The sequence below is a fragment of the Streptomyces sp. LX-29 genome (genome assembly GCF_029541745.1).
Taxonomy (GTDB): domain Bacteria; phylum Actinomycetota; class Actinomycetes; order Streptomycetales; family Streptomycetaceae; genus Streptomyces.
Window position 1 is genome coordinate 8,178,296 of the sequence record NZ_CP089746.1, and the last position, 18,266, is coordinate 8,196,561.

The window sequence follows — 18,266 nt, forward strand, 5'->3', positions numbered from 1 at the left end:
GCATCCGGCGCCGCCCGAGCCATTGGTCCCGCTTCTCCGCCACGACGGCGCTCCTTCCGGGATGTCCGGCCGCGGCTTCATCTAACTGCCGCCGCCCCCGGCAGGCAGCCCAGGCTCACGAAACGGTCCCACCTGGCCTGCACCCGGTCCCAGAGGCGACCCCTTACGCGCACGCGAAGAAAACAAAGAGCAGATTCGATCAGCGTCGGCCGGACCTTGCAGGAAAGCTGCCAGGCTCTCCACTGCAAAAAGGCTGGTGGAGGTGCCCTGCGGGCACGGAGTGTCGCCGTTCGTTCTTTTTGATCGGTGGTTGGGGTGTTGAGCTGGGCTGATCAGTTGGCTGGTTGGGGCTGACGGTCGGTTGTGTGCTGGCGGGTCGGTTGGTGCCGGTGGCGGGCGGGGGTTGGGCGGGGCTGTGACCTGTGAGTTTCCTGTTCCGGGGTGTCGGTGTGGTGGTTGGTCAGTTTGTTTGGGTGGCTGGTCGGGTTCGTTGGGTGGCTGGTCGGGTTCGTTGGGTGGCTGTTGTAGTGGTGTAGGGGTGTGGGGCCGTGGATGCCGAGGGCACCCATCAGGTGCTGCTGGCGGGGGTGCAGGTGTTCCCAGGATCGTTGTTGGGTGCGGATCCACTTGGTTGTCTGGTTGGGGAAGCGCCGACCGGCGCTGTAGTAGGTGTGGGCTTGGTGCCAGCTGTGGTTCCAGTTGGCTCGCCAGGGTGGGTTCCACCAGGGGTCCAAGGCGGCGAGTTTTCCCTCGTGGGGCCAGGGTTTTCCGGTTCGCTTCAGGTGGGCGTGGGCGGCGCGGCGCTGCTTGTACAGCCACCATCCCAGGGGGAAGCCGTCGTGTTCGGCGCGGTAGCCGGCTGAGGTGAGGTTTCCGTGCTGGGCAGCCCAGGTTTGGGCGTAGGGCAGGCCGGCTGCGAAGGCGGAGGGTGGGTTCTTCAGGCGGGAGCGGGCGGGGCGGGATGGCTGGCGAGGTTTCGGGGGCTGGGCCAGGGCGCGGGCGCGTTCAGCTGTGAGGCCGAGGCCGGTCAGCAGTCGGCGTTGTTCGGGTTGGAGGCTGTCGTAGTTGGAACACTGTGTGAACAGCCATTTTGCTGTGGCGGTCGGGAGCGCGTTGAGGTCGCTGGCTGCGTGGAGGGTTTGTCTGGCTGTGTGGGTGCGGGCGGTGAGGTAGGCCTGGTGCCAGCGCAGGCCTCCGGCAGGGCTCCAGTGAGGGTCGATAGCCTCCAGGGCTTTGATGCGGTCGTCCGGTAGCCGTCCGCGGGCGGCGCGCTTGCGCTGGTGGGCGAGCCATCGGCCGAGGGGGTAACCGTCGTGGCGGGTGTCTCCGGGGACCGTGAGGTGTCCGTGCTGGTCGGCCCAGGCCGCGGCATGGACCAGTCCGGCGGCGAAGGATGCGGTCTGGGTGATTCGGCGGGGTCGGGCGGCACGTGCGCCTTCGGCGGTGAGGCCGAGGTCGGCGAGGAGCTGCTGCTGGCGGGGGTGGAGTTCGTCGTAGACGGTGCACTGGTTGTACAGCCACTGTCCCGTCCAGTCCGGTGTACCGGGGAATCCCTTCTCCGGGGCGAGGGCGTGGCCAGAGGTGAGCTGTGTGCGGGCGGCCTGGTAGCGGCGGTGCCATTTCATACCCCAGGGCGGGTTCCAGAACGGGTCGATGCGGACGAGGGCCTCTTCGTGCGGCCAGGGGGTGTCGAAGAGACCACGGTGGAGGTTGGCCTGGTGCCGTTGTCGGACCAGCCAGCGGCCGAGAGGGAATCCGTCGTGCTGAGCGTTGCGGGGGAGGTCAAGGCTTCCGTGCTCGGCGGCCCAGGCGCGGGCGTAGTAGAGCCCGGTCTCCATGGCCGGGTGCCGGGTGCCCGGGTTGGGCACGGCGGTGTCCGTGAGGGGTTCGGTGAGGCCGAGGCGGGCGAGGAGGTGCTGCTGGCCGGGCTGAAGCTGCGTGTAGTTGACGCACTGGGCGTACAGCCACTGCCCGGTGCGGTCGCCGAAGTTGCGGAATCCGGCTTCCGGATCAAGGAGTGTGCCTGCGGTGACGGCGGCATGCGCGATGTGGTGTTCGCGCTGCCAGTCGGTGGGCCAGGGCGGGTTCCACGAGGAGTCGATGGCGGTCAATGCCTGGTTCAGCGCATGGTCGAGCTGGCCGCGTCGTGCGTGTACCCGCTGGTTGTGTAGCCATTTGCCGATGGCGAAGCCGTCCTGGCGTGCGGAAGTGGGGGCGCACAGGTGGCCGTGCTCGCCGGCGTAGGCGCGGGCGTGGTCAAGGGCGGTGCGGCGGGCTGCCTTGAGATCCCGGCGCCGGGGCGCTGCGTCACGGGCTCGTTCCTGCGTGATGCCGAGGTCGGTGAGGAGTCGCTGCTGTCCGGGGTGGAGGCTGCTGTAGGTGGTGCACTGCTCGTAGAGCCAGGTGCCGAGATTTTCCGTGGTGCCGGGGAATCCGCGTTCGGGCGTGAGCGGCTGTTCGGCTTTCACCAGTGCCTTGGCGCGGTGGTAGATGCGCTGCCACCACAGGTTCCAGGGCGGGTTCCACCACGGGTCGAGGGCGTCGAGGGCGGCGGCGCGTTCGGGAGCGAGTTCGGGTCCTGCGGCGCGCTGGTTGGCGAGCCACAGGCCGATGGCGAAGCCTTCCGACCGCACGGTGTTGGGCGCGCACAGGTGGCCGTGTTCGGCGACGTAGGCGCGGGCATGGCGCAGCCCGCGTGCAAACCCCTGGGCAGCGTCTTCAGTGCTGTCTGGGAGCGACGCAGGCTCGGGCTGCACGGGTGTCTCGCCCCGGTCACTGCTTTCCGCCAGGAGCTGGGAGACCGGGGTGGGCCGGTGCGGCGGGGAGACGCGCCACATGCTCCGGGTCTTCGGTTTGTGTCCGGCTTGGCTGCGTACGCAGGCGCGCACCCAGGCGTTCAGCGGGCCTGTCGTGGCCACAGTGAGGCGACCGGCGATCCACGGCCGCTCAAGACGCCGGGCCAGTTCGTTGACGAGGCGGGGAACATCGGCGAGCGAGTGCGGTTGATGCCGGCCCGTCTCGTCGAGCAGCTGCTGCTGGACACCCACGTGGGCCAGGGCCGCTGCCAGGGTGACTGCTTCCGGATAGGTCACCGCATCCCGCGCGGCTGCGTGCCATGCGAGGCCGCCTGCGTGAGTCATCAGCCGCAGCCGGTCGGGCCAGGTGGTCTCTTCCGGCCATGACTCGTCCCACCACGAAGCCATAACCGCCTGCGCTACAGCGAACGCTTCACCGGCGTGCGAGCTGCGCCGCAGCAGCCGTGCATGACGGCGCTGGGCCGCTGCGACCTGCGGCACATGCCGCAGGTCCAGCTGCCCGGGGCTGGCCGTCGCTCCGTCGATGACGGGTGTTTCCAGCATCCAGCACTGGTGCCTGACGCATACTCGTGCGTGCGGCAGGAGGTAGCGGCGTGCTTCTTCCCGGCCCTGTGTGGCGGTTGCGGTGCAGGCCCGGCATCCGGGGCCGGTCGGCGGGATCGTGGCGGCGGTGCGGACCCAGGCGGCCGGCCCGCTTCCCAGCCTGCTCGAGGGAACCTCCCGGTCCCAGGCCGGTAGGGCACGGCGCAGGTGTTCTTCGGGCATGCGGCAGAAGGCGGCGACCATGGCGCGGGCGTTGGTGTTGAAGACGACTTCGCCGTCGGGTCGCATGGTGAAGAGGTTGGGACGCCGTCCTACGTCCACGAGTGCGCCGATGAGCTCTTTGGTGGTGAGCCGGTAGCGGGAGGCGACTCGGCTCATGTAGGACAGCGTCGTTTCAGCGTGCAGCGGCGCTACTCGCACCGCGCCCATAGGCAGGCCGAGCGTGGAGGGGGGGTGTTGCTCGCGCTGTGGTGGCTGCGCGTGGTGCCCGTTGGTGGCCTTCGTCACTGCTGCTCCAACCTCGTCAGGATCCCGCGGTGTGGCTGCGCGGGCGCGGGAGGCGTTTTCGGGGCGGGCGGGCTTGCTGTTCGGCCCGGATGTCGAGCTGGATGCCGGCCAGGAGCTTCTTGGTGATCTTCTCGCTGCCGTCGAGCAGGGCGGTCAGGGCGGCTTCGCGGATGAGGTGGGAGAGGCTGCCCATGACGCCGCCGGTGCGCTGGTGGAGGTAGTCGGTGTGCCGCGCCAGGGTGTGCGGGGTGTGGTGGCGCAGGCGCAGGGCTTGCTCCATGTCGGTGACCAGACCACGCCAGATCTCGCGTTGCTCTTCGGTGGCGCAGGGCAGCGCGGTGTTGCGGATCAGGGTGAAGCGGCCGGCGAGCTGGGCGCCGCGCGGCCCGGTGAGCAGGGGCGAGGCTTCGACGTCGACGCCGGCGTAGACGAAGGTGGCGGGGATGCGTTCGCCGAGGTGTTTCATCTGGTCGGAGGTCTCCGCGCCGGACCGGGTGCGGGTGTCGAGCAGGTGGACGTCGTCAACGAGGACCAGCTTCGTCTCGATCTGGCACAGCAGGTGGCAGACGGCGTCGGTGATCTGTGCCTGGTTCATGCGGGCCGCGATGGGGATGCTGAGGAACCGGGCGAATTCGCTGACCAGCATCTTGGGGGTGGAGGCCGGTGGCACGGCCAGGAAGACGACGGGCAGGCGGTCCGTGCGGCCGGGGTGCCGGCGCTGCTCGGCGAGTTCGAAGGTGCGGCCCATTTCCAGCAGGGTGGTGGTCTTGCCGGTGGTGGGCGGTCCGGAGACGATCAGGCCGCGGCGTGCGGTGCCCTGCTGGCGGCGGTTGAGGAGCATCAGGCGCCGCAGCGACAGGGAGATGCGTTCCATGGCCGGGGTGGTCAGCACCACGAACCGGGAGTGGTAGTCGAGCCGTTCCTCCAGCGACCAGTCCTCGTCCGCGGCCGGATGGGGCTGCAGCGGGGGAGTGGCGACGAACTGCTGCCAGCCGTCCCGCGTGGTCGGCGGCGCGTACGCCGCGGTCCTCGCTCCGTCGTGAAGGGTGCTGTCGGCAGGGGTCTCTGTCACCACTGTGCTGCTTCCTGGTAGGCGTCATAGATCCGGGACGGGCGCGGAACGTGGGCGGCGGAGTCCGGCTGTTCGCCTCCGGCAGGCTCATCGGCGTCAGCGGGGCCGGGCAGGTCGTGGTCCTCGTCCCAGCCGTCCTCGAACCCTGTCTCCCCTTGCTGATCCTCTTCTTCCGGCGGAGTGAAGGCACCCACCAGGCCGTAGGAGAGGGTCGGAGCCGCCACGGGGTCCGGGACTGCAGGCGGCACGGCCGGTCGGGCCAGGGACGCTGCGGCGCTGGCGCGTGCCGCCACCGTCTGCTCGCGGCGAGTCCCGGCACCGTTGCTCGCACGCCGCAGGAGGCGGTCCAGGGCCTGGGCGAGCTGCCGCTCGTGCTCGACGCGGTCGCCGCGACGCTCGACTGCGGCACGGACGTGCTGCCAGGTGAAGTCGGTGAAAGGCAGGCTGACACAGCCGCGGTGGATCCACGGCACCTCTTCCCACCCAGTGGGCAGCCGCACCCAGATCTGATTGGGGTCGTAGGGGTTGTGGTGCACCTCCCATCTGCCGTCCGGCGCGCCCGACCGGTCCCCGCGGTGCGGATTGAGGACCTTGTGGTCGTAGGTGCGGTAGTCGAAACGGATGCCGTAGTCGTTGATGGCCACCCGCTTGATGGGCATGAGCTCGATGTAGTCGTCCACGCTCAGCGGCACCGGGACATAGCCGGTGACTCCCACGAGCGCGCCACATCTCGTTCGGCGACAGAGCGAGCTTCGGCGCCATCGGATGGCGCAGCGACGCGTGCGGGCGGTGCTGCCAGTCGGCGATCAGCCACTCATCCAACAGGTCCTGCACCTGCGCAAGAGTCCAGCACGCCTCGTCCTCAACGCGCGTGCCGCGCCGGGTGACATCCGAGCCGCTGTAGCCAGCCACGTACTGGGAGAACCGGTCCCCGATGGTGCGGAACGTCCGCTCGACATGGCCCTTGGCCGGGCCGTTGGCCGGCGGCGCCGGCTGAACGGACACCCCCAGGCTCCCGCACGCGGCAATGAAGGAATGGGAGACAAACACCGCACCTTGGTCGACCACCACCGTCTCCGGCATGATCACCGGCCGGGCCGCTGCCCCTTCCAGCCGCGCATCCAACGACACCAACCGCTCATAGGGAATGACTGACCGGGACATCGCCAGCGCCATCTCCCACCCCGGGCGCATCCGCATGGGCGTGACCATCTGCGCCAGCAGCACTGCCGCATCCACCGATCTCGTGCCCACCGGACGCACCACCGCGGCACAGATACTGCGCGTTGCCACATCCAACGCGATCGACAACTCGACCGACCCCGTCACCCCGTCGGCGAGCACCACCAGCACATCCAGCGGCGTACTGTCCAGCATCACCAGCTCACCCGGCCGCAGCGCCACGGTCGGGGTGAAGGGAGGGGCCGGCCGCGACGTGCGCCGCCGCTGCTGTGCCGCCGACCGCAGCAGTCCATGGCCATCGGCGAGCGCGTGCACCAGCCGGTTGAACGTCGTCACCGGCGGCACCTCCACCGCGCCGGGACCATGGGCCTCCTCCAGAACCCACCCGACCATGCGCCGCAGCCGGCTCAGCGTGCCACTGGAGCGTTCCCGCCGCGCCTCCAGCACCTGAGTGATCGCAGCGACCACACGCTCATCGGCCCGTCCCACCACAGAACGCCTACGCGCCGTGCGCTGGTCGACCAGCCCCCACAGCCCCTTCTCACGGTAACGGGCCCGCATCCGCCGCACGGTCACCGCACTCGTCGGCTGCCCAGCCGCGGTCAACTCCGCCGCCTTGGCCTCCTCCCGTTCCGCCACAGTCCGCTGCGCCGGATCGAACTCCGCCCGCGGCGCACCGCCCTGCCCCGGCACCGGAAGGCCGGTCTCCACCTCGCGCACGTGCCGCTCCCAGGCCTCAGCACGCTCGCGCGCCTGCACAGGCAGTTCCTCCAGGAGCCCGAACGGAGGCACCTGGGGGCGGGCCGCTCCTACGAGTTCGAAGTCAGGAGCAGCGAACAGATAGCTCACCAGCACCGTCGCCGTGGAGTGGTCCGAGCCGACCAGCCGTACACGGGCCCCTTCGAGCATCACCACCGTCCAGGAGCGGTCCTCGAACCGCACCTGGCTCCCCACCTCGAGTACTGCCGCCGTCACGCAGACGCCCCCTCGCCCGGGCCTGCTGTCACGGTCACCCGTTCATGCAAGGGCTCGTTCAGCGGGGCTGACAGCGCCCCGGTCCATAGGGCATGGAAGAGGGCCGGGAGAACCCTCATGGTGTCCCCGAGGTCACGTGCCCCTTCGATCAGCGGCCGAGGACGGGCAAAGACCTGCACCGCCTCTTCCAAGAGCGCGGTGTCCCGGTAGCGAGGGTGCCGGTATCCCGACAGCCAGCCCAGGTTGGCAGCGACAACCGGTTCGGGAGGTGAGGCGACCCTGTACTGCCATCCCACCGCACGTGTCGCCGCTGCGATGACGTCAGCACGGTGTGCGAGCAGGGGAGAGATCTCCCCTCGCCCGGCACAGTCGAGCAGCAGACCGCCGCCGTCGCCGAACCGTGCCATCAGATGCGGCGCATGCGACACCCTGGTCCCATCAGATTCCCGCCAGGACAGCTCTACAGGGCGGCATGCCATCGTCATGACCGAAGGATCACGGTCCAGCAGCATCACCTGGGTGCGCATGACACCCGACCCGTAGTGCACCAGTCGCCCGGTGGTAGCCGACCACCACCAGCCCGGCGCGAAACGACGGCCAGATCGCAGGGGAAACGGTCGTACCGGACCGCAGTCCTCCAAACGAACGATACGAGCGGCCTCGCCCCACGGCATCCGCTGTTCTTCCCCGTACGGATCCAGGAAACGGGCGCTGTATCGACAGGGATCAGCGACCGCCGAGGAGCCTTGCTGCCACATGCACCTTCAACCGATGAGCATCCCATCAGGTAATGGCCACGTGGCGGCCTGCTCCCTCACACGCATTCCAAGCCCTACTCAGCGAACGCGTCGGGCTGCTTCGGGGGGAGGGGGCTGAGTTTGCCCCGTCTGGCTCACAACCCGAGCGCCACGCTAAGCGGAGGAGGCCACCGCTGGGGACGGCCGCCGAGCGTGACACCATCGGCGGCATGGACGCGTCCCGGAACCCCGAGTATCTCCGCAAGACGGCTGAAGCCGTGGCCGAGTTCAAGGAGGCGCTCGAGGCGTTCCTGTTGCTCCATGTAGAGACGACAGAAGCCCCTTTCGGCCGCGGCATCGTTCCAGCCGTGACTCCCAAGGCTGGCGTGTCGAAGGAGGAGCTCCGCGCGGCCAGCGATCGGGTTGCACGAGCAGCCGGCCGCGCCTCGGCCGCTCCCGGGCTGACGCAGATGTACATCGGCGTCTCCACCTTCTCTCAGCCGGTGGACCCGATCGCGGCGTGGCGGAGCATCGCCACCCCGAAGCCACTGCTTGAACCAGGTGACGTCCTGGACGCAGCCGAGCAGATCCTGGGGCGGCTGGAGGCAATGGCCCTCAGAGCGGAGGCCGAGCTGCCGCCGACCACCGGCGTGGAAGCGATGCATCCGACGATCTGGGGAGCAGCCCGGAAACTCTGGCTGGACGGCCACTTCAGGCTTGCCGTGCAGACGGCTGCTGAGACCCTCACCACCCAGGTCAAGGCCCGCACGGGGCTGTCCAGCATGGACGCCACGAACGTCTACGAGAAGGTCTTCGCCGCCAGGGCGCCAGTTCTGAGGTGGCCAGGGGATGCGAACGACCGCACAGTCAGTTCGATGCAGAACGGTCTCGCCAAGTACGCTCCCGGGCTCAACATGACCGTGCGCAACACGGCCACCCACGAAGCGGCCGATGAGATGACCGCGCAGCAGGCACTGGAGCGCCTGGCTGCCTTGAGCCTTTTGGCGCACTGGATCGACGAGTGCGAAGGCCCGATCCCCACGGAGGACTAGCGGCGCCACGAGTCGTATGAGGCATTAACGTCTGGGCCACACCACTCAACACTCAACGACCGGGCGGAGGCGTCAACCAGCAGCCCGCAGCCTGGCCAGCCGCCGCCGGGACTGCTCGATGCGCACCTCAGGGGCGATCACCCGGTGCGCCTGCTCGGTGGCGGCCATCCGGTACTGCGTCAGCACGCCCAGCACCAACCGGTCCCCGTTGCCACGTCCACACCGATCAATTACGGATCTGCTCTCCTCCCGTCCCGGTGCGGCGCCGTCCTGCCGGCGCTGCGCGTCCCGGTCACGGCAGCAGTCGGCCCCGACCAGACCACCGACCACGGTCACGAAGCGGCGAGGGGATCGTGCGCCGCTGGTGTTGCTCGCGCGCGACGGCGCGGCCGCGCGTGACGCCGGACGGACAAGGCGCCCTGCCGTGGCCGTGGGGGAGGAAAAGGTGTGGCTGCGGTGTCGTACGCGGCGGCTACGGTGCTGTCATGGCTGCACATTCCCAGGGTCCGAGCTGGCTGGTTCCTGTCCACGTTGCTGTTCACAATCCTGCGGAGATGTCGGAGCCCGATCCGCAGGCGGCCGACTATGCGCACGAGCTCTTCGCGGCGTCGGCCAAGTACGCGGACATCTCCTGGAGCGAGTCGGGAGCTGAGCCGCGCTGGCTCGGTATGGCCAGCACCTGTGCTGCGGCCATCAATCCGAGCCACTTCGCCAGCCGGGGCGCGGATGAGTTCGAGCGGTTCCTGTCCGGGGCGGCCTCGCGCGGCGAGCCCGCGCTGATCATCGCCACGATGGGCAATGCGGACCATAGCGGTCTCCGAAGAAACGTCTTCAGTCGCTACAGCGCCCGTGTGGACTTCCGTAACTTCACCGGCTCGATCGTCGGGAAGCGCCTGCCCGCAGGGGTGGAGGTCTCGCTGGCTCCTGATCTGGACGCGGCCGACCGTGATCTGGGCCTGCGGCTGCGGAACCGCCCGGCCGACGCCCCATGGTGGGCCATGGCTCTGCAGGCGACCGCTATGGAGGGCCCTCAGGGGGCCACTGTCCATGAGCCCGAAGGGGAGCTGGTGCCGATCTTGGTGGACAGCCTGGGCGATCCGGTCGTTGCCCGCTGGACACCCAGTGACGGCCAACAGATCTGGTACGTGATTCCTGACGCGGTCGACTGGGACACCGTAATCGACTGGATCGCCCAGAAGGCCCTGCCTGCTCACGTTCCGGCCGCGTTGCGCCGCGTCCGGGCCCCGCACAGCATCGACGTCGGCCTGGAGACACCCGCAGAGACGCACGCCCGCGTCGCCCTCGAGGAACTGGAGCGCCGCTACATCGACGACAAGGCCCGCTTTAAGGCCGACCTGGAACGGGCGCGGCAGGAAGCCGAACCCGTACGGTCCGGGCTGCTGTACGGCACCGGCGGCGAATTGACCGACGCGGTCGCCGTCGTGCTGCGCGCCGCCGGGTTCACCGTCACCGACCTGGATGCGGAACTGGGCGCCACCAGGTCGGCGGACCTACTGGCCATGTGGGATCAGGAGACGTGCCTGATCGAGGTGAAATCCGCATCCGGCGCAGCACCGGAGAAACTGGTCTCCCATCTTCAACGGCACCTGGAGACCTGGCCGCAGCTACGCCCCAACCAGCCGGTCACCTGCTCCGCCTTGATCGTCAACCATCAGCACCGGCTCGACCCCGCCCAGCGCCCCACCGAGGTGTACCAGCGTAAAGAGTTCGTCGACGCCCTCACCTTCCCGGTGCTCACCACCGGCCAGCTCTTCGACTGGTGGCGGGCTCAAGACTGGTCGGCCGTGCGGACCGCCGTGCTGGGACGCGCCCACTCCGGCCAGACAAGCAAGCCAACCACGGCACAGAGCACTGCGAGCGCCCATCGGCAGCGCAGGTTCTGGTTCCGCTCAGGCGGTGCCAACTCCGCGTAGCGGAGGATCCGTCGGCGATCCCGATGCTGTCCCCCATGGGCTGAGTCCTCACCTAAGGGGTGAGGCGGGAGAGCCGCGCCGGATGGAGGTACCGCTGTGATCGTTCGACTCGTGGGTGGCCCGCTCGGTGGTCGGGAGCTGTCGACCACCCCGGGCGCGTGGGCTGGGGGCTGGCTCACCGCCGGTGACGCCGACTGGGGCCTGTACGTTCCTGTGCACCGCGTCCCCGTGACCGGCGTCGTCCTGGCGGAGATCCGGGCCACCGCACCGCGCCGCCGGTAGCCGGCCGTCGACCCTCGACAGCACGAGACCCCGGACCCTTTGAGGCCCGAGGTCTCGTGCTGTCGGGGAGCGAACAGGGTTGTTCTAGTAGGCGTCGTCCCGCTCGGCGGGCGGCCCCAACTCCTCGATGAGGTCACAGGTGCACGTGCCGCCCTCGTACAGCGTCTTCTCGCACTCGTCATGGTGGTGCCGCACCGGCAGCCGCTTCGGCGGCGAGGGCTGCGCTGGTACACGGTCCGTGGGCCGGACCGGGGCTGTGAGGTACGGGGAAGCTGTCACCGAGGTGTTCGGCTTCATATGTCACTGGCAGGGAGACATGTGAAGGCTGAGCAGCCACCGTTTCAGCTGATTGATCACGGTGACAATGTCCCGAGTCTTCAGTGACATGAAGCCGTATCGACCAATGTCACCTTCGCCGAACCTCCTTCTGTTCAGCCTTGCGGTTGGCGTTGCAGGTGTCAGCGGGGTTCGAGTGAACCACGCACTACCGCTGGCAGCGCGTCAACGGGCACCCCACCCAGATCAACGGCGCACGGTGATGCCTGGTGAGTGGGATGTGCAGGTCAGGGGGTGGGAAGGCCGCACTGCGGGCCGGTTGTCAGTGCCAGCGGTTAGCCTCCACGGTCATGAGTCCTGCGCGCCGTCCTGCATCTGAACTCCCCAGTGACCCGGCCTACTTGCGGCTGATCTACACCCACGGACATCCTGCTGTCCCCTATGAGGACGAGGACACGCTCGAGCACTGGTATGTCTCCATCCGTGCCTTCCACGATGAGGAGGAGGAATGCGAAGGCGGCTGCACCGATGCCTGCGACCGGCTCATCAACGATGGCAACGAGGTCGGGTATCTGCGCTTGCGGCGGCTGCGCAACCACACCGGCGCAGACCGCTGGACGGTCGCGGACGCCGAGTCAGGTGACCTGGAGAGCATTGCTGCCGCCGTCCTCGACGACGGCGAGTACTCGGCCGCCTTCGAGGAAGCCATCGAGTGCCCAGTGGGGGATCTGCTCATCCTGGATCGGGTGTTCCTGTCCAGGCCTTGGCGCGGGTTTGGCCTGGGTCCAGCGTTTGCGGCCGAAGCTGTACGCCGGCTGTCTGGCGGATGTTGCGCGGTCGCGGCTGAACCCGGGATGGCCGAGTGGCCCGAGAACAGGGAAGAGGTGACCGACGCCTATCGCGCCGCGGCGAAAGAGAAGATTGCGGCCCTGTGGGAGTCGATCGGCTTTCATCCCTTCCAGCGCGGCGTGCAGCTGCTGGATACGAGCCGACAGGAACCCGTCGACCTGCACCGGCAGCGCAGGAACGATCTGGAAGAGCTCTCCGCCGCATACCAGGCACACCTCAGCGGTCCCGCCGACCTGGCCGCCGCGCCTCAGTCGGTCACAGCCGCGCCCGACCCGGCTCCGTCTCGTGCGCCGGCCGATGCTCGCCAGCCTGCTCCAGGGCCGGTTATGCTGGCGGAGCGCGGCGACGGGCTGGCGGCCGCATCGAGCCTGTCCGCCCTGCAGGAGGACTGCGCGACATCCGGCTGGAGCCGCAGTGACCGCACGGTCGCCCTGAAGGCGGCTGAGCAGGCCACCAGCAACACGGACCTGCGCCACCTCGCCGACCAGGTCGAGGACGTCCATTTCGGCCTGCGTGATGCCTGGGCCGCCGCGCTCACCTTCCCCGGCCGCTGCTTCAACGTGCGTCCCTTCCGCCAGGACCCGGCCGCGCTGGGGCCGCTGGCTGGCGTGTGGGTGTACGGCTCCAACCTCAACGGCCGCTTCCAGGGCCGCTCCCACGCCGTGGGCGGAGACTGCCAGCACTCGCGTCCCCTCACCCCGCACACAGAACGGATGACGCTGGCCCAACTCGTCGAACTCAGCAGCTTCTGGGAGTGGAACGGGCCCGCCTGCGCCTTCTGCCATGGATGGTCCGGACAGCGTCTGACGCCTGCTCAGCACGCGCACTACCTGAACGCCGTTGCCAACTACCAGCGCTAACCCGGATCGGCACACCATGCCTGACGTCGAGCCGGGCACCACGGGTTCCCGCCCGGGAACCTGGCATTGCGGGTTGGACATGCGGTGAAGGCGCCGCAGCAGAATGTGTCGTGCGTGCGAGGTTCGGTAGGTCACTCCTTGCAAGTGAGCGAGATGTGTTCAGCTTTGCTTGACAGATGGATGCACACGAGATCCTTGCCGCCAGCCTCTGCTGCGCCTGGTCCGCGTCACGTAGGTCCTTGGAACGAGCCAGACGTCGGATGTGAGTTTGCGTTGGCGAGTGCGTGTCTGACGCGGGCGCTGGGGTCGTATCGGAGCTGTTCGATAAGTCGTTCATAGCGGCCGTCCGTGTCGGGGATGAGCTGCGCCAGGGCGTGGGCGATGTTGTGTCTCACTCCGGGGTTTTTGTCGTGGGTGAATACGGTGGCGAGGGCGGGGTCGCGGTCGGGGTGGCGGTGCCAGCAAAGGACAGCTACCTGACGGATGAGGTGGGAGGGGTGGCTGGCGAGCAGGGCAACGGGTACGGCATGGAGCGGGTCAACGCTCATGAGTGTCTGGGCGTGCAGGTAGGACGTGCCGTTGTCTGCCTGGCCTGCGGCCAGGCGGGGGAGGAGCCGCTGCTGGACGGTGCCGGCTTGCTGGGCGGTATGGGAGAGGACAGCTGCGGCCAGGAGTGCCACGGCGGGAAACTGGTGGGCCCCGAGGTTGATCTGCAGGCCGCTCAAGGGATGCTGGGAGCGGCGTTCGAGGGCGTCCATAGGATGCTCTCCGGGAGCATTGTGAAGGGCCAGGACGCGGTCGAACATTGAATTACGCATGGCCTCTGGGAGCGCCGAGGCGAGCCGAATCAGCGCCTGAAGGGCTGACGACCGCCGGTCAGCGGTGTCCAGCTTTTCTTCGGCCATGGTCATCAGCTGCGCCGCAAGCTTGACCCGCACCCGGTCGACAGGTTCCTCTTCGGGGCCGATGAGCGAAGGAATGTCGTGTGAAGCCATGAGCAGAGCGGCGGCCAGCTCGCGCTGGTGACCGATGCTGTACTCGTTGCGCTGTACGCCGACGGGTTCGTCGAGGACTGACTGCGTCATCACTCGCGCCGTTCGGTTAACCGTGGGGTCATTGACCTGCCAGTTCACCAGGACATGGACAGCGTCTTGGCGGCCGCTCGCGGCTTGCTTACGGACGGCTTCCACGAGAGTCTCGCCGGGAGCCTCAAGACCCGACAGGTGCCCATCCGCACTGGCCACGTGCCGCTCCCAGGCCTCAAGGAGGCCCTCGCGGGCACGGTCGGCTGTTGGCAGACCGGCGTCGACGCAGGCGGAGAAGTACGCGAGCATCTCCTTGTCCGTGAAGCGATAGTGGTTCGGCTCCCGCGGCAGCCACGACCACACCACGTCGAACACGCGGTTCGCCGGAGTCTCGGGCAGCCGCGAGGCCAGGGCAGCCAGCGCACCCAGTGCTGATTTCACGGAATCACTGCTTGATGATCCTGGGACCGGGCCAGCGATGACGATTTCCGCCAGGCGACCGGCGACTTCCTCCACAGCGGAGTCGGGAATGAAGTCGGCCTGAACCTTGAGGACCCCGCCAAGGGCGTAATGCACCCACCGGGCCTTGACCGGCAGGAAGCGACGCACATCGAGAAACTCGGTGGCGTCGTCAGCTGCCTTGGTCGCGAGCTTCTTCTGACCAGCCAAGATCAGATGCTCGACCGCTTGGCGGGGCATACCGCATCGCACAAAGATGTCCGCTAGTCGGTTACGCGCGCCGAGCTCGTCGGTCAGCGCACCGCTGATCCGGTCTTCCCACAGCCAGCGGCGTGCCCAGCGCAGAGCGCTGCGTGGCTTGTCGTCGACCAAGCCCTCAAGCGCACTGACAGCAGGATCGTGAGAGCTTTGAAAACGGCAGTTCTGCCGCGACCCGAGCGTCCGGGCTCCCAACAGAGCCCTGGAGGAGATTGCGAAGCCACTGCTTCCGAACCCGTACTGGTGCGCCAGGAAGGAGATCGACCGCAAGGCATGTCGGGCATCGCCACCCAGCCCGCTGCGTGTAGCGAACAGCACGGCGCGCCGGTACGCCTCCGCCGCAGCGTCACCCAGGTCCGCCAGGGCCAAGGCCCGGCCCTGGCGCATCAGGACCAGACTGGCGAACTCCTCCGCGAGGTAACCGCTCAGGGCACGACGCTCCAGATCACCGAAGGCCTCCCGGGGATCCTTTCCGCCCCGTACGGCGAAGTCCGCCAGACAGCACTCCATCCGAACCCGCATCTCGCCTGACTGGGCATCCACGAGGTCGTTCAGCAGAACGGCTAGGTCCGCGGGATCGTCGCGTGGGTCGTCTTCCACGACCATCTGTTCGGCCACGGCCAGCGCTACCCTCGGGGCAAGACCCTCGCCACTGTCGACCACATCCCGCAATGCCTCCACGACAGGCGCAAGGTCATACCCCTGCCCGTACCAGTCCTCCAGCGCGGTGAGTACGACATGGGCGGAACTGGCCCAGGAGCCTGCTTGATTGGCCAGGTTCGCTGCGGCACGCAATTCCGTCAGGGCATCCTGACCGCTGTCATAGCGGTCCAAAATCATTCCGGCGCTTACGCGGAACGCCTCCTGTACCGCGCCGCTCTCGGCGAGGAGCTCGCGCATGCGGACCTGCAAGGGCTCGGCGTGCGCGACATACGAGGCCTTGCGCAGCTCTCGCACCAGGTCGCCCAGCAGCTCGCTGGCCGGGCCCGGATCGGTTTCGGCCAGCTGCTGCGCCCGGTGCAGCGCGCCGGACAGCCCTAGGTGCTCCAGAGGATCGTTCAGCAGCGCGTATGCGTCCGGCAACGGCGGGTTCGCAGGGACGTCCATGCCGAAGAGTGCCTTGGCCCATTCTGGGCCGAAGATCCCACCGACCACGCTGGGGCGGTCCCGCAAGAAGCGCGTGAGGGCTCCGGCATCGTAGAGATCAATGATGAGATCCCCCTGGTACCGCTCCTGGAGTGAGACCAGCTCGTTCTCGACGTGCGTGTCATTGACACTGCATCCGGTAGCCAGGACAAAACGGTCAGCGGCAAAGTGCCGATTGGACCACTCGCTCTTCGGTGTGGAGACCCGCGAAGGCCCTGCGAAATCAGTCACCGCGTCGCGCAAGGTGCGGGGAGACAGAGACTCGATGCGGCGGACCTGGTAGACGTGGGTGCATCCGCCGCGTCGGCCGACAAGGTCGAGGCCCCCTTGGTCTTGGCCAGAGCGGCCATAGCCGCGGACGTCGTTCATGCCGTCGACGAGCCACATCACCTCGCCCACCAGACGCTCGAAGACGGGTGGCGACAGTTCGCCGAACGGGAGGACGGAAGGAACAGCCAATGGCGGCGGCAAGGCCGACTCCTGCCGACGGCTGACCAGCGCACCGAGGCGCACCTCGTAGATATCGTCGGGCATCTGTACCTCCCTGTATCCGGACACGATGATTGCAGCACTCACTGACAGCAGGGCAGGGCGTGCCAGTCCTGGGGCCGCGGATCTGGGCCTGCTGGCTCCGGAGCGTGGCCCCGCGTGGACGCTGCGGCGCTCCTCGAGCTGGCCATGTTGGGGAACAGCGCTCGGGCCGACCTCCTTGATCAGCCCGTCGGATATCCGTAAGGAGGCCGAACTTGCCGCCAGCCTCGACCGCCTTCATGGACTCGTCGTTCACGCGGATCGAGTTTCTTGGCGTTCGGATACTGGGCGGAGGTGATGTTGTCGCCGCTCAGGTCCATGTCGAAGGCCGGTCCGCAGCGCGTGGATCTTCTCCTGCTACTTGACCTCGGTCTCGGTGAAGTCTTCGATGCCGGGGTGGTCGACGTCGAGGATGATCGCCATGACCGCGGTGGGTGGCGCCACCGGTACTTGATCGTCCCGGCGGGGGCGTCGTGCCCGCATGAAGGACACCGACCTGGAGGTGATCGGTGCTCCCGCTGGCGAGCCTCTCGGCCGACGACCCTCCGCTGCCCTGAGCCTGGGCACAGGTGGCAGCGCATTATCTGCGGGACGACGTACAGCTTGGGCGTGCGCGTGGTACGCCGCGGGTAACTCTGCGGGATGGCAAAGAGGAAGAAGCGTTCGCAGCCGTCCCTGCGGCTGACCCGGCAGAAGCTGGTCGACGGCTTCACTGGGCCTGACCAGACCTGTATACGCCTTGCCCGGCCTGAGGAGAGCCACCGGGTCGGTGAACTGCTCAAGGCGGCGACCGCTGAGATGGAGCAGGCCCATCTTGACGGTGTGGCCGCAGGCCGGTGCGGGACGTGGCTGCTGGAGGGGCTGTCCGGTGTGGACCGGGCCCTAACGGAACCGCTGGTGCGTGCTGCTGCTGAAGGGCGACTGCAGGAGGCTGCCCTGGCGCTGACACTTCCGCTGGTCGCGCAGGCCAGGGACGGCGAGCTGGTAGGAGCACTGCTCGCGCTCCCGCCCGGTACGGTGGTGCAGACGGTCCGGGACGCCGGCTACCCGCAGCATGCGCTGCTGGCCATGCTCAAGTACGTCAAACTCAAAGCCCTCGCGGTCGCCCAGGAAGCACAAGGCCAAGGGCTGGGCGCGGCCCTACTCAAGCGTTGCACCCAGCTGTACTGGCAGCTCGATTTCATGCTGCTGTACGGGGAGTTCGAGACCGAACGTGCCCTCGGGCCGTTCTATGAGCGTCAGGGGTTCACCGTGCTGGAGCCGGGAGAGAGTACCGATGTCGGCTATGTCCTGACCGGTCGGCCGATCGGTTTGGGAGCCGGGCCGGGGGAGCAGCTCTTCCTCCGCTGGAGAAGGAGCTGATCCCACGAGACCCGGCAGCGCCGGGGCCGGCGTGCCCGCCCGACCGGACTGAGGCTTTCGTGTAGGCCCCGGGCCCGATCGCGTATTGTTCGCCAGCCAATAGTCGCGCCCGAACGGGACCCGGGCTTGGCGTCGGCGTGCCCGGGCAGAGGGGGCCGACCTCGTGGCGTCAGGGCGAGCAGGAAGCGGCCGTACAGTCACCTTCGCTGGTTGAGTTCGTCGGCCCACGTCAGTCCCCAGACCGCGTAATGCTCCAGCAGTTCCTCGCCCAGCCCGGGCGCGCTGCTCGTGGGCTTTTCAGCCGCGCCAGCAACCGCACCGTGATGCCGTTGGTGGTCGTTTGCCAGTCGGCCTGCGCCGCGTGTCGCCGCTGCTCGTTCACAAGCGGCCCGACCTCCTC

The 18,266-nt window shown here is 68.2% G+C and carries 13 protein-coding genes; 6 read left to right on the forward strand and 7 right to left on the reverse strand.

Annotation, left to right across the window (positions count from 1 at the left end):
* Positions 1-332 precede the first annotated feature (332 nt).
* Genes LRS74_RS33380 through LRS74_RS33390 form a run of 3 tightly spaced genes read right to left on the reverse strand, consistent with a single transcriptional unit; the run spans position 333 to position 5,654 of the window.
* On the reverse strand, positions 333-3,866 hold the full coding sequence (locus tag LRS74_RS33380) for a helicase associated domain-containing protein (protein WP_277744509.1): 3,534 nt from the start codon (positions 3,864-3,866) through the stop codon (positions 333-335).
* A 16-nt stretch (positions 3,867-3,882) separates the two neighbouring features.
* Positions 3,883-4,941, reverse strand: a complete 1,059-nt coding sequence (locus LRS74_RS33385) for a TniB family NTP-binding protein (protein WP_277744510.1) — start codon at positions 4,939-4,941, stop codon at positions 3,883-3,885.
* Complete coding sequence (locus tag LRS74_RS33390) at positions 4,935-5,654, reverse strand: Mu transposase C-terminal domain-containing protein (RefSeq protein ID WP_277744511.1); 720 nt, start codon at positions 5,652-5,654, stop codon at positions 4,935-4,937. The genes LRS74_RS33385 and LRS74_RS33390 overlap by 7 nt, the downstream gene beginning before the upstream one ends.
* Before the next feature lie 431 nt (positions 5,655-6,085).
* On the opposite strand from LRS74_RS33390, the gene LRS74_RS33395 reads away from it, so the two are divergent.
* Positions 6,086-6,571 (forward strand): hypothetical protein, encoded by a 486-nt coding sequence (locus tag LRS74_RS33395; protein ID WP_277744512.1) that lies wholly within the window; start codon positions 6,086-6,088, stop codon positions 6,569-6,571.
* A 520-nt stretch (positions 6,572-7,091) separates the two neighbouring features.
* Here LRS74_RS33395 and LRS74_RS33400 read toward each other — a convergent pair.
* Positions 7,092-7,853 carry a TnsA-like heteromeric transposase endonuclease subunit gene (locus tag LRS74_RS33400; protein WP_347178185.1) on the reverse strand — a complete coding sequence of 254 codons (762 nt, stop codon included), beginning with the start codon at positions 7,851-7,853 and terminating at the stop codon, positions 7,092-7,094.
* Between the two features lie 209 nt (positions 7,854-8,062).
* On the opposite strand from LRS74_RS33400, the gene LRS74_RS33405 reads away from it, so the two are divergent.
* Positions 8,063-8,884, forward strand: a complete 822-nt coding sequence (locus tag LRS74_RS33405) for a TIGR02391 family protein (RefSeq protein WP_277744513.1) — start codon at positions 8,063-8,065, stop codon at positions 8,882-8,884.
* Between the two features lie 72 nt (positions 8,885-8,956).
* Here the strand turns inward: LRS74_RS33405 and LRS74_RS33410 are convergent, their stop codons facing one another.
* Positions 8,957-9,220 carry a hypothetical protein gene (locus tag LRS74_RS33410; protein WP_277744514.1) on the reverse strand — a complete coding sequence of 88 codons (264 nt, stop codon included), beginning with the start codon at positions 9,218-9,220 and terminating at the stop codon, positions 8,957-8,959.
* 149 nt (positions 9,221-9,369) lie between these two features.
* Between LRS74_RS33410 and LRS74_RS33415 the strand changes: the two genes are divergently transcribed.
* The 3 genes from LRS74_RS33415 to LRS74_RS33425 all read left to right on the forward strand — a co-directional run bounded on the left by LRS74_RS33415 (position 9,370) and on the right by LRS74_RS33425 (position 13,085).
* Positions 9,370-10,818, forward strand: coding sequence for a hypothetical protein (locus tag LRS74_RS33415; RefSeq protein ID WP_277744515.1), 1,449 nt, complete (start codon positions 9,370-9,372; stop codon positions 10,816-10,818).
* Between the two features lie 96 nt (positions 10,819-10,914).
* Positions 10,915-11,100 (forward strand): hypothetical protein, encoded by a 186-nt coding sequence (locus LRS74_RS33420; protein ID WP_277744516.1) that lies wholly within the window; start codon positions 10,915-10,917, stop codon positions 11,098-11,100.
* Between the two features lie 677 nt (positions 11,101-11,777).
* Positions 11,778-13,085 (forward strand): hypothetical protein, encoded by a 1,308-nt coding sequence (locus LRS74_RS33425; RefSeq protein ID WP_277744517.1) that lies wholly within the window; start codon positions 11,778-11,780, stop codon positions 13,083-13,085.
* A gap of 227 nt (positions 13,086-13,312) precedes the next feature.
* Here the strand turns inward: LRS74_RS33425 and LRS74_RS33430 are convergent, their stop codons facing one another.
* Positions 13,313-16,507 (reverse strand): HEAT repeat domain-containing protein, encoded by a 3,195-nt coding sequence (locus tag LRS74_RS33430; protein ID WP_277744518.1) that lies wholly within the window; start codon positions 16,505-16,507, stop codon positions 13,313-13,315.
* Between the two features lie 354 nt (positions 16,508-16,861).
* A complete protein-coding gene (locus LRS74_RS33435) occupies positions 16,862-16,987 on the reverse strand; it encodes a hypothetical protein (RefSeq protein ID WP_277744519.1) in 126 nt (41 codons plus the stop codon).
* Positions 16,988-17,146: 159 nt separating this feature from the next.
* On the opposite strand from LRS74_RS33435, the gene LRS74_RS33440 reads away from it, so the two are divergent.
* Entirely contained in the window at positions 17,147-17,866 is a 720-nt protein-coding gene (locus LRS74_RS33440; protein WP_277744520.1) for a GNAT family N-acetyltransferase, read from the forward strand.
* Positions 17,867-18,266: the final 400 nt, after the last annotated feature.

What these genes read in the sequence shown, in the direction of transcription:
- LRS74_RS33440 (WP_277744520.1), top strand. Translation starts at nt 17,147, where the DNA reads ATGGCAAAGAGGAAGAAGCGTTCGCAGCCGTCCCTGCGGCTGACCCGG.
- LRS74_RS33435 (WP_277744519.1), bottom strand. Translation starts at nt 16,987, where the DNA reads ATGCGGGCACGACGCCCCCGCCGGGACGATCAAGTACCGGTGGCGCCA.
- LRS74_RS33415 (WP_277744515.1), top strand. Translation starts at nt 9,370, where the DNA reads ATGGCTGCACATTCCCAGGGTCCGAGCTGGCTGGTTCCTGTCCACGTT.
- LRS74_RS33430 (WP_277744518.1), bottom strand. Translation starts at nt 16,507, where the DNA reads ATGCCCGACGATATCTACGAGGTGCGCCTCGGTGCGCTGGTCAGCCGT.
- LRS74_RS33395 (WP_277744512.1), top strand. Translation starts at nt 6,086, where the DNA reads ATGACTGACCGGGACATCGCCAGCGCCATCTCCCACCCCGGGCGCATC.
- LRS74_RS33405 (WP_277744513.1), top strand. Translation starts at nt 8,063, where the DNA reads ATGGACGCGTCCCGGAACCCCGAGTATCTCCGCAAGACGGCTGAAGCC.
- LRS74_RS33400 (WP_347178185.1), bottom strand. Translation starts at nt 7,853, where the DNA reads ATGTGGCAGCAAGGCTCCTCGGCGGTCGCTGATCCCTGTCGATACAGC.